General features: G+C 45.4%; 9 protein-coding genes. 5 read left to right on the top strand and 4 right to left on the bottom strand.

Translation table 11 applies throughout. The features are described from left to right. Positions 1-60: 60 nt before the first annotated feature. The 3 genes from K0504_RS12985 to K0504_RS12975 all read right to left on the bottom strand — a co-directional run bounded on the left by K0504_RS12985 (position 61) and on the right by K0504_RS12975 (position 7123). Positions 61-537, bottom strand: coding sequence for an Lrp/AsnC family transcriptional regulator (locus tag K0504_RS12985; protein WP_449867077.1), 477 nt, complete (start codon positions 535-537; stop codon positions 61-63). Positions 538-920: 383 nt separating this feature from the next. Further along, positions 921-6350 (bottom strand): response regulator, encoded by a 5430-nt coding sequence (locus K0504_RS12980; RefSeq protein ID WP_220104626.1) that lies wholly within the window; start codon positions 6348-6350, stop codon positions 921-923. A 203-nt stretch (positions 6351-6553) separates the two neighbouring features. Beyond that, positions 6554-7123, bottom strand: coding sequence for a hypothetical protein (locus tag K0504_RS12975; RefSeq protein ID WP_220104625.1), 570 nt, complete (start codon positions 7121-7123; stop codon positions 6554-6556). 324 nt (positions 7124-7447) lie between these two features. Between K0504_RS12975 and K0504_RS12970 the strand changes: the two genes are divergently transcribed. The 4 genes from K0504_RS12970 to K0504_RS12955 all read left to right on the top strand — a co-directional run bounded on the left by K0504_RS12970 (position 7448) and on the right by K0504_RS12955 (position 14349). Beyond that, a complete protein-coding gene (locus tag K0504_RS12970) occupies positions 7448-8038 on the top strand; it encodes an ECF-type sigma factor (RefSeq protein ID WP_220104624.1) in 591 nt (196 codons plus the stop codon). Then, complete coding sequence (locus K0504_RS12965; protein WP_220104623.1) at positions 8038-10872, top strand: serine/threonine-protein kinase; 2835 nt, start codon at positions 8038-8040, stop codon at positions 10870-10872. Before K0504_RS12970 ends, K0504_RS12965 begins: the two co-directional genes overlap by 1 nt. Positions 10873-11270: 398 nt before the next feature. Continuing rightward, complete coding sequence (locus K0504_RS12960; protein ID WP_220104622.1) at positions 11271-12722, top strand: hypothetical protein; 1452 nt, start codon at positions 11271-11273, stop codon at positions 12720-12722. A gap of 466 nt (positions 12723-13188) precedes the next feature. Then, complete coding sequence (locus tag K0504_RS12955) at positions 13189-14349, top strand: site-specific integrase (RefSeq protein ID WP_220104621.1); 1161 nt, start codon at positions 13189-13191, stop codon at positions 14347-14349. 179 nt (positions 14350-14528) lie between these two features. Here K0504_RS12955 and K0504_RS12950 read toward each other — a convergent pair whose 3' ends face one another. Next, positions 14529-14834: a hypothetical protein gene (locus tag K0504_RS12950; RefSeq protein WP_220104620.1), complete on the bottom strand. Its 306-nt coding sequence runs from the start codon at positions 14832-14834 to the stop codon at positions 14529-14531. Positions 14835-14942: 108 nt separating this feature from the next. Between K0504_RS12950 and K0504_RS12945 the strand changes: the two genes are divergently transcribed. Further along, the gene (locus K0504_RS12945; RefSeq protein WP_220104619.1) at positions 14943-15962 is read left to right on the top strand and encodes a TIR domain-containing protein; all 1020 of its coding nucleotides are present in this window, start codon (positions 14943-14945) and stop codon (positions 15960-15962) included. The last annotated feature ends 95 nt before the right edge of the window (positions 15963-16057 follow it).

Raw genomic sequence — 16057 nt, 5'->3', positions numbered from 1 at the left:
TGCGTGGTTGTGACGGACTCGGCAATTTGTCGACTTATCGCTGAATGCCCATTTTCTAAGTTAGCCCCGATAAGGCGTTAGCGGTAATTCTGTTTTATCAATAACCTTACGTAAAACGAAGCTTGAATGAACGCCGGTTACCCCGTCAATGCGCGTTAATCGCCCCAACAGAAACGACTGATAATAGTCCATGTCTGGCACCACCACGCGCAACATATAGTCAGCCGATTGCCCAGTCACAATGCTGCATTCAATTACTTCGGGAAAGTCGGCAATGATCGTTTCGAAATTGCTAAAGCGCTCTGGTGTGTGGCGATCCATCGTGACCGACAAGATGACCGTCAGCTTTAATTCCAACGCTTCTTGGTCTAACAGGGTTACATGTTTTTTGATGATGCCTGTTTGCTCTAGACGTTTCACGCGTCTGGCACATGGGGTAGGAGATAAGCCTATCTTTTCGGCCAACTCTAAATTGCTGATGCGGCCATTTTGCTGCATTTCGGTCAGGATCAATTGATCGTAGTGGTCGAGCTTTATCATGTTGACGACACCTAGTAAATTAGTGTGATGTTTGTCATGTTAATGTGTTGAGTGGTTAAATTCACTATAGATACGTGTTTTGGTGACTTATATCGCTAATAAATATTGTTTTCTAGCGTAATTTGGTGACACTCACTCAGAAGCCTTGGTTAGACTATTTGTAAATCAACAGTCTGTATTAACTGGCCATCCCGGTGAAACAGATTGCCCAACGGGAAACGTGTTGAAGGCTACCCAAAAGGTACGTTAGATCAGGTTCTCCCGGTGCTTCAAAAGAGCATGGCGGCAGGATTTTAATGGCAGAAGAACGTAACAGCATAAAGCAAACCGATAGCATCCCATTTTTGATGAGCCCGCAGCCTCTAGTACTGCGGGCTTTTTTATATGTTCAGTTGTTCTATGGTGATCGCGAGTTGCTCTAACTCGGCCAGTGCGGTATCAAAATCATATTCGCCAGCATGATGCTCAATACGCTCTAACTGCTGCGCGATAGCGGCGGGGTAGTCGTATTCCGCCAGCTGTTCGATTAAGTCGACGGCTTCAGCGTCGTAATCACTAAGCAGTAGTCGCACCTTGTTGATGTGTTCGGCAAGAATGTTGATGCCATCTTGGCTCAATGAAGCGTTGCTTGACGATGAGTCAGCACTCGAGTCGAGCAGTTGTTGAATTTTATCTGTAGCTTGCTGTAAGTGCTTGTCGCAGTTGAGCAATAAGGTTTCGATGTGCTCGTTGCTGGCTTCAAAGTCGTTATTGGGAGTCGCGCCAGCATCAAGGTTTTTCTGGCAATTGATCTCAAGCACATCGGCTGATTGTCTTAATTGCAGGGCGCCTATATTGCCAGCGTTGCCTTTTAAGGTATGGGCCAAGCGCGTGGCGGTTTGCCAGTCTAATTCGCCCCAAGCTTGGCGGAATTCGTTAGCAAATTGAGCCTGACCACTAATGAATTTTGCTAACAGTTTGTGGTAGAGCGCGACTTTGTTATTGCAGGTAGAAAGCCCTGCTTGTTGATCAAGCACGGCCAGTTCATCAGCCTGTTCCTGCGGTGATGTGGTTTGTTCTATGTCAGAAGCCTCCGCGCGGGGAGCGCTACCGGCGTTAAACCACTTGGCCATCGTGGCTATCATGGCATCGAAATCGATAGGCTTGGAAATATAATCGTTCATTTGTGCTTGCAGTACTTTTTCACGATCACCGGCCATGGCATTGGCCGTCATGGCAATAATGGGCAAATCGGGTAAAAATTTTCGAATCGCTTGCGTGGCTGAATAACCATCCATAATTGGCATTTGGATATCCATCAGGATGCCATCAAATGACTCCTGCTTGGCCATTGCAATGGCTTCCTCGCCGTTATTTGCCAATTTGGCGGAGACGCCCAAATCGCTCAGTAACTCCAATGCTAGCTCTTGATTTAATTCGTTATCTTCTACTAACAAAATGTGGCATTGGCTGAGTTGTTGACGTTGTAACTGTTGCTGCTTGTGTTGATCGGCATCGGATTGATAAAGCGCTAAATCAAGGCCTGCTTGACGAATAAGCTCATTGTAAATGACCGATGCTGTAATAGGTTTGGGGAGATAGCTGTTGATTCCAGCCTGCTCAGCCTTGTGACGAAAACCTTGATGATCATAGGCTGAAATGAGGATGCAATGCAGCTCCGGTTTGTTTTGTCGTAATTGCTGACAGGTTTCTATGCCGTCCATTTCCGGCATGTTCCAGTCGACGATAGCAACATCAATTGGTGCGGCTACAGCCATGTCCACGGCAGCTGCGCCGGAATTGGCCGTGAACACCTCACAACCAAACGATGAAATGATGGATGACATCACCTCGCTTGCCGGCTCGTTGTCATCCACAACTAGTACGGTTAAATCAGCCAACGAATTAGCTGAGCCGAGCGCTCTTGACGCGGCGCGATCCGGATTCAATTTAAGCCAAGCGTTAAATTGGAAGTTGCTGCCTTGACCGATTTCGCTCTCAATCCAGATGTTACCGCCCATCAGCTCAACAAGCTTGCGGCAGATGGTCAAGCCCAGGCCAGTGCCGCCGTATTGACGCGTTGTGGACGAGTCCGCCTGAGTAAACGATTGAAATAATTTGCGTTGCTGTTCAGGGCTAATACCAATGCCGGTATCTTTAACGGAAAAACAAAGCTGACATTGATCGGCTGTTTGTTGTAATAGGCGCACCGAAAAAATGATTTCACCATGATCAGTAAACTTAATCGCGTTGCTGGCTAAGTTGGTCAAAATTTGGCTGATACGTAGCGGGTCGCCCATCAAATTGTTGGGTACATCAGCGCCGATATCAATAACTAACTCAACGCCTTTCTGCTGGGCTTTGACTTGAATGAGAGTAAGCAGGTTATCAAGAATATCGCGCAAGCTGATATCCAGCACTTCCATGTCTAATTTGCCAGCTTCGATTTTTGAAAAGTCGAGAATGTCGTTGATGATCCCCAGCAGCGAGGCAGCTGCATGCTCGACTTTACGTAGGTAGTTTTTGGATTTACGCGGAAGGTCACCATTGAGTGCTAAATGCGTCATACCAATGATGGCATTCATTGGTGTACGAATTTCGTGACTCATATTCGCGAGGAAGTCTGATTTAGCCTGGTTGGCCTGCTCTGCATCTTCTTTTGCTTGACTGAGTTGCTGTGTCAACAGGGCAATTTTATTAATGTCGTAGCACCACACCAAGGTGGCTTGTTGGCTGCGAAACTCGGTATCGCTGAAACTAGTTAAGCAGCGAAACTTGCTGCCATCGGGCCGGCATAATTCAATTTCTGTAGTGGCAACAAACCCTTGGTCTTTTCGAAGTTGGATATGTTGTTGACGCAGCTCTTCATCGCAATAATAGGAATGTTTGCCCGGCTGGTAGGTGTCACCGGTCTGGCAACCAATCAGATCATTAAAGGTTTGATTAGAGAAGACAAAGACCTGCCGTTGCATAATAGCAACGCCAATGGGCGCCGAGTTGAGTATGGTGAACAGCAATTGTTCGCGCTGCTGCAATTTGGCTTCGGCCGCTTCTCGGGCACGAATGTGGGCTGACAGTTTACGGTTCCAGACGATTACCACCAGTAAAATGACAAAGGCGCCAGCACCAATTCGCCAAACCAAGGTGTAATCTGCTTTTTCAACAACATTGTCGGGCACCCAATTGAGTACGATGGTGTCTCGTTGCTGTTGACTAATGGTGCGTTGTGCTTTCGCAATAATACCGCGCAAAAGCTTTTCTGACTTCAAGGTGTACAGCGTTGAGGCAACCGCATGGTTAAATTTCCCACCGATTTTTAAGTTGGTTAGCCCTTTGGTTTGAATGAGGTAATTGAGCACGACTAAAGAGTCGACGGTGCCATCGAGTTGGCCTGATGAAACTTGCTGCAGCGCTTGTTGGGTGTTGTCGAGAAGTTGCCAATCAACACCTGGGTAGTTATCCATAATAACGTCTGTTTGTGACGCGCCACGAATGATGCCGATTTTAAGGCCAGTTAATTGATCGGGCGAGTAACGATCAGCTGCACTTTGGTGAATGGCAAATGCAACATCGGATGTGACAAAAGGTTGCGCTGCTAAATAGTCCAATGCCAGCAAGGGATTGCCAATGGCAGCAGATGCCATGGGCGTGCTTCGTTGCTCAATCAGTGTGACTGACTCGCTCCAACTCGCCACCTCGACGGGCTCGAACACAATCCCGCTTTGTTCACTGAGAAGCGAGAGGTAATCGGCAACGATGCCAATAAAATTTCCATTTCCGTCAAATGATTCCAGTGGCAATGCGGCTGGGTCAACGGCAACTTGAATCACCGGATTTTGGGCTAACCACGAGCGTTCTTCGTAGGTGAGATTAAGTAACTGGCCGGACAGACCGTAAGACTCATAACGTTGGCGTAAGTAAGTCAGCTGTTCGCTACTCAGAAAATTAAATTGAGAGAGATCGGGTATGTGCGCTGAATTGATTTGTTGTGGTGTATCGGCTTGTAAATACAGATGTATGCGGCCGACCATCAAGCTACTGCCCGCTTCTTGGTAATAACTTTCTTTCGATATAACGACGAGATCTTCGGCATTAATGGCTTCAACGGCAGTCAACTCGCCATTGTGTTGCTGTAGCCGTATTAACACCGATTTAGGTGATTCTGACTCAACTCGAATCGCCTTGATATTACTGTCTTGCTGAAAGATATGGAGAATACTATTTAAGCCGCTGATGTCATTGTTGAACACATAAGGCGCGATAACCTCAGCGATTAAGTCGGCGCGTTCTATTTGTAGAGTGAAATCCGAATTGAAATACAAGTTTAGAATGTCGGAATATTCTGGCGTGCTCTTAAGGCGCGCTAGCGCTGTATTAAATTTGTCCCTTAGCGTTTCATTGCGAAACGCTACTCGCAGCCCATATTGATGTGAAAAGATCTGATGCTCGCTGATGTCTTCGGTTTTGATGTTGGTGGTGCCGGAATGCTGTATTGCCCAATGCAACATTTTTGGGTTGCTAACGAGTACCTGAGCATCGCCTTTAAGGAAGTGATCGATCGAATTTGGAATTGACGTGTATTCCATATACTCCAGATGATTGGCTTCAATTAATTGCAAATACTCCTCATCGAGTTGTTCTTTGGCTCTTCGATAGGCCGAAACTTTCAGGCCCTTTAAGTCCTGTATTGATGCCAAATTAATGCCATCTTTCTTTTGCGTTAATGCCGCCACTTCTAGATCAATAAAGGGCTCTGAGTAGTAATAATCATCATCATCTGGAAGATATGGCGTGACGGAAAAATCAATACTTTCATCATCATTCAATACGCTAACGGATCGAGAAACTGGGATCTGTTCTGCCCGATTGATGCGGTAACCCATTTGCGACAATACATGGCGCACTACCGCAAATTCAGCGCCTAACTCGGAACTTTGGTCATACATAAATGGCCGCCGGCCATACCCGAATGCACCCGTTAATGCCCGCTTGGATTGACTATCGGCCAACCAATGTCTGGCAATGGCGTTTTTCGTGGCTAAAGGAATTTTCTTTAAGGTTTTATTGATAATGCTGGTGAGCAACGGATGTTGCTTGCTAATGCCCATATGAATGGGAATGTGACGCCTCTCAGATATCTGCATGTTTTGTCTAACATTGGATAATTGCAGCGTTTTCTTGAGGTACAGCGCCGTTGGTAAATCAATGATGGTGCCAAATACTTCGCCAGTATTCACCGCTCGCAAGCAATGAGCGACGGACTTATAGCGAACCAAGGGAATATTGGGGTAGCGTTGTGATAGCCAAGTCTCGAGCTGAAAGCCTTCTACCACAGCGATTGAGCGGCCACTCAGTGCTGATGTATAGCCTAATCTCGGCGCCGATTCATCGGTAAATAAGTACTCTGAGTGATGGATGTAGTCATTGGAAAAATTGATGAAGCTGCGTTTAGCGTCATCAACAAAAATCATGGGTACAACATCAATATCATGATTAGCAATGCCGTCCATCATTTGTGACCAAGTGAGGCCAAGCTGATATTTGAATGTAATACCTGTTAGTTTGCTGATTTCGTTTAAATAATTTCGAGAAATACCTGCAAACTCACCATTGTCACCAATAAATGCATACGGATAGATATTGGCATCGGGAGCAACACGAATGCTGGGCGTCCGTTGGATCCAGAGTTGCTCTTGCTCTGAGAGATAACTTAAATCGCGAGCGGTACTGATCGGGTGATAAAGACATATCTGCGCCAAAACTAACCACGCTAAAACTGCGCCGAAGCACCTATATATTGCAGGAAAAGAAGCCAAGCGGGTTGTTTCCATAAGTTGAAGTGTCTTACTAACATCTTGTTTTGTAGTTGATATTAGTTGAGTAAGCAAAGAATGGCGAAGTTAACTATAAGAATGGTGATGTCAGCCAAACAAGCGCTTGGCTGACGGTATTGTTGCGCGAAGACAGGAAACCAGTTTGGCTAAAATGCTTCAAGATCAACTCTTCATCGTACTGGCGTGAACTGTGGCGTGAATTATTGCGCGCCTTCCAGTCCCATTTGTTCCAACGTTTGGAAAAACCAGCTGGCATGCTGCTTCATTGCTGCTTTATCGTTGTCTGAAATTGAGCTCATGGCCGCGGCCATGCTGTTAAATTCATCTAGTTGCGCTTGTTGTTCGGCAAGCATTTCGGCAGACGCGCCATTTTGCTGCATCGCAGCCATGCGCTGGGTGATGGATGTCGTTAAGGTTTGAAAATCCATGCCCATTGCTTCGAATTGCAAGGTCATGCCGGCCAGCATGGCGCGACGAAAGACATCAAATCCTTCTTCAATATTGCTAAAGCCATGTTCTTTAGCAATTTTGTTGATTTCATCATAAGCACCAACGGATTTTAAGTGACCGACAAAGCCGGAGCCATCATCAGCAAAGAAGTCCTGTTCTTCGCCTTGATTTTCCCACTCAGGGTGTTGTTCTGCTAAAGCAGTTATATCGGCCATGGTGTTGAGTGCAGCTTCGAGTGTTGGCTGATCGAGTGCGGTAAGTGCCCAACTGTAGGGTATGAGAACTAAGCCTAGGAATAAGCTTAAAAGTTTACTTTTCATCGTTCGTCCTTGTTTGAGAATATTGGCTTCAAAAAACACTCTGCGATCCTAGTCGAGATAGCCCGTATTGCCAATCCAAATCGGTATGCAAAGCGCATCATTGTTCACATGACTTCACAATAAGGCACAAACAGCAGGGCAATTCCGTCACTTTATGCATTTTAAACTCAATGGAGCGAGAAAATGCGTTAATACAGAATTCACCAGACCGCAGCCGGCAAACCTGAATGTCGATAGACGTGGATATAACGATATAGAAAACGTATTCTCGCAAGCTGTTAATGTGTTGTTTGTTAGCGAAATATCGCTATGGATGTTGATTAGATGTCGTTGAACGAAGTAGAGCATGCGACCCAACTATTGCTCCGCTGGCAAAGCCGAGATAAAAATGCCAGCAAAGAATTGATCGAGCACGCTTATCAGGATGTTCGATCCATTATCAGCCGGCTCATACAGTCGCGCAGGCCAACGGAAACCTTATTGCAGGATAGCTCGGTGACTGAATTGGCGAATGAGTCGATTGTTAAACTGTATAAGTGGCGAAATGATGAAACGCCAATCGAGAATCGGCGTGAATTCTTTGAGTATGTCAGGATTTCTGTGTGGCATTTACTGTTCGGTAAACCGCATCATCAAGTGGCGCTAGAAAACGAAAACAAACAAGCTGCATTGCGCGAGTTTCAACAACTTTTACCGCAAGCGCTGAATTATCAATTCGAATCAAATCATGATCTTTACTGCGCGTTGGAGGAACTAAGGCAGCATTACCCTCGTCAGTTTCAGGTGTTTGAATTCAAACATTTTGCATTTGTCGCCAACTACCAAATTGCTGATCTACTCGATATTTCCCCAAGAACTGTTGATAACGACGTGCGCTTTGCTGCAGCTTGGTTGAAAAAACGGTTGTCTAGTTAATGGATGCATCAGCGCTATATGTTGAGCTGTTGGCGCTTGATCAGCAACAGCAGAAGCAGCGTCTGTTGGCGCTATCGGAAACGGATGCAAAACTCGCGAAGGATTTAGCTGGCATGCTGTCGCTCGGCACTGACGCCGATATGGAGGATGACTGGCTCCAGCAACGATTAAGTGCTGGCGCAGTTGATGAGCAACACTATGTTGGCAAACAGGTGATGGGCTTTGAGATCACCAGCATGTTGTCGAGCAAAGGCGGAATGGGGCGTGTGTTTGCCGCTCATCAGCAGGTAAAAGGGCGCCATGACCAAACGTTGCATCATGCGGCGGTAAAACTATTGCGCAATGACGTGGTTGCACAAGGCGACCTCAACAAATATTTCTATCGAGAAGCGGCCAGTTTAATCGAGCTGAATCACGCCAATATCTGCCAGGTCTATGGTGTGTCGGAGTTGGAAGGGCAGGCATGCATCGTGATGGAGCTGATTCGAGGCGACACCCTCGACGACTATTTAGCGCAACAGTTGCCGAAGCTTTCTCTGTCGTGCCGCTACCAGTTATGTGAGCAGCTACTGGGTGCAATGAGTTATGCCCATCGGAAGCATATTTTCCATGCTGATCTCAAGCCACAAAACATTATGATTAGCTCGGATAACCAGCTGAAAATTATCGATTTAGGGCTAGCCAAAGGAATTGATGATGTTGGGTTAAACAAGGGCGAGGGCAGCTATATACAAGGGTTTTCCAAGCAATGGTCATCACCGGAGCAACAACAAGGGCGCTGGCACCATTCTCAATCTGATGTGTACTCACTTGGCTTGCTACTTCAATTAATATTGAGCGATTGCGTTGAGCTTTCGCGTCAACAGCGCCAAGAGCTCGACTGGATTGTTGCCAAAGCAACGGATCACAACGCAGAACGACGCTTTGAGCACGCCAGCGCGTTATTAGCCGAACTCAGAAATTGGCGGCAAGGATTGCCCGTCCTGGGTTATCGCGCCGACCGTTGGTATCGAGCGAGTAAGTTTTGCCGGCAAAATCCGTGGCAAGCGACGGCAATCGGATTGTTGTTAAGTGGTTTGCTGGGTTTTTCTATCCTTTCGTATCTACACACGCAGCGGCTTTTAGTTGAGCAACGTTCCGCGAATCAGGTGATTACTCACTTTGAGCGAACCATGAATGCCAACTTGCCATCTCTTAGTTATGTTTATCAATCGCTTACTGTGGAAGAGTTGTACCAAGCTGCAACGCACGACTGGTTGGAACATGAAGCTCAGCTGTTAGCTGATGCACGTATTAAAACCGGCATGATTCTGGTGAAAGGCTTAGTCCGAAGTAATCAGCCTGCGCTAGCCATCGAGGTATTGAAACGACTCCAACCGATCATGCAGGCACAAAATCCACTGTGGCAATGGCAAGCGTGGTATTTACGAGCGCAAGGCTTGGCACAAGAAGAAGGGCGAGGCTATTTCTCTCGTTCTTTTCATCACGATATTGAGCTATTGAAGCAACCTCAGTTATTACCGACTGAAGCAGCCGGTTCGGATGTTGCGCGAGCGCTAATCGCAGACATTGATTTAGCAGCATCGGTTCAGACCATGCCGGCTCAAAAGCTTATCGCTACCATTTATTCGTTTGGAATTGTGATGCCTTTTGAGCCGGAAATTCGGCAACGGCAAATTGATCAAGTAAGAAAAATGCTTGCCGCGTTAGTAAAAACGCAGCAGTGGTCAACACTCAGCGACGATGACCAATTGGCGCTATTCAACATTGTTATTCAGCATTACCCATCATCTAGATTTCTCAATCATGTGGTGATGACTACCCCTTTAAACCCTGATTTCAAGCAGGCGCTACGGCCAGCGGTCGATGCGCTTTATCAGCGCCGTCAAACGCTAAATGTGAGTCAACAGAACTATTTAGGAAGCGTCGGCTTACTGGTATTCGATTACCCAGATAACCAAGCTTACACGGTGCTACAAAATCAGTTGTTTCAGTCGACCGACTACAAGGTGCGTAAAAGCTTTGCCGCCTTGTATGCGGAGATGAATCCACTAGAAGGGGAAAGCTATCATCAAAAAGTTGCCCATTGGCAACGCAAGCAACAATCGTTAACGGCGGAATATAAGGCTTCTAGCGCACCGTTGAACCAACAGTTGAATGTGCAAGCCATCAGAGCGATTGAACTCGGCCAAATTGATCAAGCGGAGCAAGTCGTCAACTCCGCCCAATCATCGGTTTACACCATGGATCCTGAAGTTCATCACAGTGGCCTGCTGTTAGCTCAATTAACACTCGCAATTCTGCAGCGCGATCAGCAGCGTATTGGCGCTCTAACACAGCAGTACGCCGACTTTGAGGCGCAATACCTTGATATGGTAACGACTAGCTACGGTGAAATACCTGAAGACCAACGTATTTATTACATCAATATTGAGGTGATGGCGTGGCACTGGATGATTGCCGGATCCTTTCCTGAACAACTTGAATTCGTGCGACAAGCTCCACTAAACCAAATACTTTCTGAGCAAGATTTTTTAGCGCAAACCGTTTACATGGAGCAAGTGTTGGGTCAGTCAACGGCAACTTCATCGGCGCTTATTTCCATGTGGCGTGAGCAAGGCTTCTCGTTAACACCACCGAGCTCCAATACAAGCTTGGCAATCGGGCTAGATCGCTATATCGAAATGGTCTTCTTATATGGCACTAGCGTATCGGCTCAACATGCCACCGAGTTGCTTCAACATGTTCAGCAGTCTTATCCAGAAACGAGCAATTTTTACACATCAAAAATTGAACAGATGATATTCAATTTGAATCGTTTACAGCGGCCATGAATTAAATCTTTAGTGCGCCTGTTGATGATTGGTTTTTGATGCTAATGTGCTCGGCTTATCAAACCTTTAGGTCAACACAAAGGGGCGAACAATTGCCTTGTGAACGCCTTTGGGCGCCATTCTTAACGCCAGGTTTTGGCTATGCGTTGAGTTGACGAATTTAACGCAACCTAATTGAGTGTGTCAGGCATCTTTGGCTGTTTGGTCATTTGCCGTGGCAAACACGCTTTTCTTTTTTTCAAAATAAATTGCGTAAATAAATCGTTTATTCGTACCTGTCGTTCGGCGTGGCTACAAAGCACAGTAGCCCGTAACGGCAATTGACGCTGATTTTAAAAGGAGCAATGCCAGCACATGGGCGCTCCTATCAAACTAACCCGTTTTTATAAGGAAGAGTAATGCGAACTAGCATTCTTTGTTTAAGCTTTGCATCAATGATGGCGATGTCATCATCTGCACATGCCTTTTTTGGCAGCGATGTTGTGTTGAAAAAGGATCACCCGCCGCTTGAACCAACTTGGGTAGAGAAGAACGACAACGAAGTATTACGCTCGGTGTATGAAATCGAACTTTCAGCTCAGGCTCAAGTTGATACCTACTTGGAAGAGCATACGTCGCTCCTTAAGTTACGTTACGTCGACTTGGAAACGATTGACACCATCAAGCCACTGGAATTACCGCTGGCATACGATGGCATCGAAGCAAAAAGCGTTCGAACAAAGTATGCAACTTACATCAACACGATTGTTGACGGCATTGAGGCAAAGCGGCAGTTACGCAGACAAGAAATTGCCCAGAAAGAGCTAGAGCAGACTAACAACGTTGCTGAGCTGGCGCAGCTTGAAGCGAACCGTACCGCATACGTTGCTGATATGCAGGTGGTGTATGACGAGCGCGATAGCACCATTCAAAAATTGGCCGACAGCGAACAGCGCGTCAAAGATCTTTCTGCACAGCTTGCGACTTTTCTAAATGGCAATGCACCACTTAAAAAAGCGCTCAAAGACAAGCACTTTGAAAAGCCGAAAATGAAAGAAGGTAACTGTGAGCAGCCCGTTGAGACGAAAAGTACCTCTATCGCAATAGGGCAATCGGTAGAAGGTTTTTGTTTTACAGCGAAAATCTCGGTGGAAAAAGGCAGTTCAGAGGCATTTGCCCAGAACTCTGGACTCATGTCTGCGGTCAACAACGCTATTGCTGCCATTGGCCAAGAGAAAATGAATCAAGGTGCTAGCTACAATAAATCGACCGGTCGAGATGGCTATAAGCAACAGATTAAATCCTATCGATATGGCGGTATTCGCGATGCAGAAATTGCTGCAAAAGAAAAGTATGGCAGTACCGAGAAAGGCTTAGGCTTCGCTATTGAACGATTGACGAAAACGAATAATGGCCTTGCTAATAGCATCAAACGGTTGCAACAAAACCTAGCGAGCAATGCCGTTAGTGATTACAAGCGAAACCAAAATAAAGAGCAGCTAAAGGCGGTATATGGTGAGCTTGAAATTGCCCTGATCAGCTATTTAGATGCATCTTTCGAAGCAATCATTGGCGAACCTGTTCAGCAGTCCGATGAGAATTACCTGCAAATAGAATTGAGTGAGTTTGATGGTTTGTTGCTGGTCAAAGATACTTACCCGGCAAGCAAAGGGCTCCAACGTGAAGTGTTTTTAATTAACACACACAATATTGTTAACAGCAAAGCTATCCAAAAACACTTTGATGGCAAGCCAATTTCAACACGCGCAGCAGCTGGCCAAGATGGTTTACTACTGTGGCAAGGTGCAGAAGCAAATTATCCCCGCATTGCCAAAAGTGTAAGACACTTCTTAGAAGAGCTAGCACGTTAAGCTGGCAGGTTTACCACTAAACGTGGATTGTTAATTTGTTTAAAAGCCGCGCAATAGCGCGGTTTTTTTATGTTTAGAGAAGCTGAAAGCCAAGAGCGTCATACCCATTAACGCAAACGAACACTCATGAATAAACTTAGTTAGTGTTAGCGATTAGGGACGGCAAAGAGATGTTTGTTGTTCGTGATGTTGGTCTAGGCGTTATAACAAACTAGGGTGCTTAAAAAGAGTCAAATATCTCGTAAGACACTGTGATATATATAAGAAAGTTGGTACGACCGAGTGGACTCGAACCACCGACCCCCACCATGTCAAGTTGATGCTCGATAATTTAATTGCCTAAAAAACAGTAGTTTAAGGTTTGTTGACTGGTGATGTCACTAATTTGTCTCTTCTTGGTCGCTTTTTTTGAAAACCTGCTAGTATCTCTGGCGTCATTGAGCGGTACTACAGGGAGTAAGTAAAAATGGCGACGATTCGCAAGCGGCAAGGAAAGGGCGGCACTTCATATCAAGCAATTGTGCGGCACAAGTCACTCAACGGAAAAACACTAGTCAAAACATTTAGCAAGAAAGCTCTTGCTGTTAAATGGGCTGCGGCCAAAGAAGCGGCTTTGGCAAGCTCTCAGTTTGTTAATTTAGCAGAAGCAAAACAGGTAACGTTTTGTGCTATCGCAGACTTTTATCTTCAGAAGGTCACTCCAACCAAAGCAAGCTCCACTGCTAAAGAAGAGCGCTACATCATCGAGCGTGTAAAGCGCTATGCGGCGGGTTGTACTATTGATAAATGTGACCAAGATTACTGGCGTGAATTCGGGCTGTATCGAAAGGAAGTAGATGCGGTTTCGTCAGATACGTTGCTTAAGGACTTGCAAAAGATTCACGCTGTTTTTGTAGCGGCCAAGGAGCTAATGAAAGCCCCTATTGCTGAAAGCCCTATTGCAGCTGCGAAAAAGCAACTGAATTTGCTCAATCAGCTCAATGAGTCTGGTTTGCAGCGAGATCGCCGCATAAGTTCTGACGAGCGTAATCAAATAGAGTTGTACAAGCCAAAGCGCTTTACTCCGATCAGAGAAGGAGCGCTATTTGCCATTGAAACGGGCATGAGGCGAGGTGAAATATCACGTATGACTTGGTCGAATGTAGATTGGCAAAACGCAATCTACAAAGTTGAAACCCAAAAAACGGATAAAACCCGCAAGCGTGTTAGCAAGGGGCGCGACGTTCCCTTATCGGATGAAGCTTTATCGATACTTCGCACAATCAAAGCGTTGCGCGATTCAGGAAAGGTCAATTTCGGAGAATATGTTTGGCCGTGGCGTTGTCCTCATTCTTTCACTACGGCATTTTCGCGCATGTGTAAGCGACTGGGAATTGATGGGCTGGTCTTGCATGTCTGTAGGCATGAATTCGGCTCAACGGAAACAGATAGAGGCGTCGACTCGCGAAAGGTTGCAGCAGCGATGGGGCATACAGATCTTCGCTCTATGTCGCGATACAGTCACCCCGATATGATTCTCTATCACTCGCAAGAAAAGGAACAAAGAGTCCAGACTTCGTACGCAGAACCTCTGGTGGCCTTCACTGTGACAGTGAATGGTATGAATGTCTGTTGCAGCAACATCTAGTAGATATTTGATGGGTAGATAACCGCCTGCACATAGGCGGTTCGAAATTAAAGATAACTGCACGTTACGTATTTTCAAGTGTGTTAGCCCGAACGCAACCTGTCATTTTTTACCGCAAGGCTTAATTATATCTGGGAGGGCGCTCTAACTCGTTTCTGCCCCAAAGTGCGTTAGAGTAACTACTCTCTTGCTAAACGGGGCATTGCCTTTCTGAGCGAAGAAAGTTCGCGGCTCCAACCCATTCGCCTTTGCCACAATTGACCATCCTCAACGACGTCATAGCAGTCGATTCGATCAGTCTTAAATAATTCAATTTTGTGAGTGACCGGCTCACCGGAATCAAAGTCAGTTATTTCGATGACCCGACGCAGTTTAGGTATCTGCCGAGGCTTGTCATAATCTTGAGCTGGCTCAGATTCTCGATTGGCGCGGTTACTGTATGATTGGTTTATGTTTTTTTGATATTTATTTGTGCGGCGATACATAGGATCCTCCTACCTTATAAGGTAGATCAACCTTGTAAGGTCGTACTAATAAACTGTTAGCAGCCCAGTCTAGTTTTGATGTAATTCCATAGGAAGGTAGAAGAATAAATGAAAGTTTTTTTAAGTTGGTCAGGTGAATTAAGCCATAAAGTTGCACTTACATTGAGAGATTGGTTGCCATCAGTAATACAATCTATAGAACCATATGTTTCATCTGAGGATATCGATAAAGGCGCTCGCTGGAGTACTGATATTGCTTCTGAGTTAGCTGATTCAAGCTATGGAATATTATGTGTAACGAAGGAAAATTTACACGCGCCATGGCTTACATTTGAAGCTGGTGCATTGTCAAAAACGATGGATAAATCTTATGTTAGCCCATTTCTTTTTGACATTAAAAGGTCAGAAGTAAACGGCCCTATTTTACAGTTTCAATCAACTGTTTTTGAAAAAGATGACGTTAAAAAGTTATTGTTATCATTAAACAAAGCGGACAGTGCTGAACAGCTTACAACTGAAAGGTTAGAAAAAGCCCTAGACGTTTGGTATCCAGATTTAGAAAGTCGCTTAAATCAACTTATTGATGCACAGCCAAACTCAGCGGAGCCAGAAGAAGAACAGCAACAAGACTTGATATCAAATCAAATTCTTGAAGAAATTCTAGACCTATCACGTGTAAATCAAAAACTACTTAGAAGTCCAAACCTTGATGTTCATAAAGAACTTGAAGATCTTAGAAGTATGCTAGGTGAAATTATTTCTCGAACAGAGCGTGAAAAAGAAATGCGTATGAGGAAAAGAAAGAAATTTCATCCACATATGCTCGAAGAACTTTTGCATATGTCCCCTAGGTTTGAGAAGAACTTAACTGGCTTTCAAATTGCTATCAGCCTATTTCGCGAAGATTTCCCATGGATCTATGACGCAGGTGTAGACTTAGCTAGAACTCTTCGCTCTGATGTTAACCATGAAGAAAAGCGTGACACCGTAGAAGCATTCCAAGAGTTAATTGAATTATCGTTTGAACATCCGATGATGCGAGACATGTATATGCCTGATGAACGAATGTACATGATGGCTAGGGAGTTACCTCATATCTTAAGAAGAACGCTAGAAAGGTATATGTAGCTGCTAACAAGCCAATTCAAAGGACAAAAAACAGCTGGCTTTTGCTCCTTCGTCGCTAATTTTAGCCAGCTATTTTTGTGCCTCTGATTGGGGCG

Source organism: Neiella holothuriorum (assembly GCF_019457915.1).
Classification (GTDB): domain Bacteria; phylum Pseudomonadota; class Gammaproteobacteria; order Enterobacterales; family Neiellaceae; genus Neiella; species Neiella holothuriorum.
Note: the sequence above shows the minus strand (reverse complement) of the source record. Positions and strands in the feature narration are given on the sequence as shown.

What these genes read in the sequence shown, in the direction of transcription:
- K0504_RS12960 (WP_220104622.1), top strand. Translation starts at nt 11,271, where the DNA reads ATGCGAACTAGCATTCTTTGTTTAAGCTTTGCATCAATGATGGCGATG.
- K0504_RS12950 (WP_220104620.1), bottom strand. Translation starts at nt 14,834, where the DNA reads ATGTATCGCCGCACAAATAAATATCAAAAAAACATAAACCAATCATAC.
- K0504_RS12965 (WP_220104623.1), top strand. Translation starts at nt 8,038, where the DNA reads ATGGATGCATCAGCGCTATATGTTGAGCTGTTGGCGCTTGATCAGCAA.
- K0504_RS12945 (WP_220104619.1), top strand. Translation starts at nt 14,943, where the DNA reads ATGAAAGTTTTTTTAAGTTGGTCAGGTGAATTAAGCCATAAAGTTGCA.
- K0504_RS12975 (WP_220104625.1), bottom strand. Translation starts at nt 7,123, where the DNA reads ATGAAAAGTAAACTTTTAAGCTTATTCCTAGGCTTAGTTCTCATACCC.
- K0504_RS12970 (WP_220104624.1), top strand. Translation starts at nt 7,448, where the DNA reads ATGTCGTTGAACGAAGTAGAGCATGCGACCCAACTATTGCTCCGCTGG.
- K0504_RS12980 (WP_220104626.1), bottom strand. Translation starts at nt 6,350, where the DNA reads ATGGAAACAACCCGCTTGGCTTCTTTTCCTGCAATATATAGGTGCTTC.
- K0504_RS12955 (WP_220104621.1), top strand. Translation starts at nt 13,189, where the DNA reads ATGGCGACGATTCGCAAGCGGCAAGGAAAGGGCGGCACTTCATATCAA.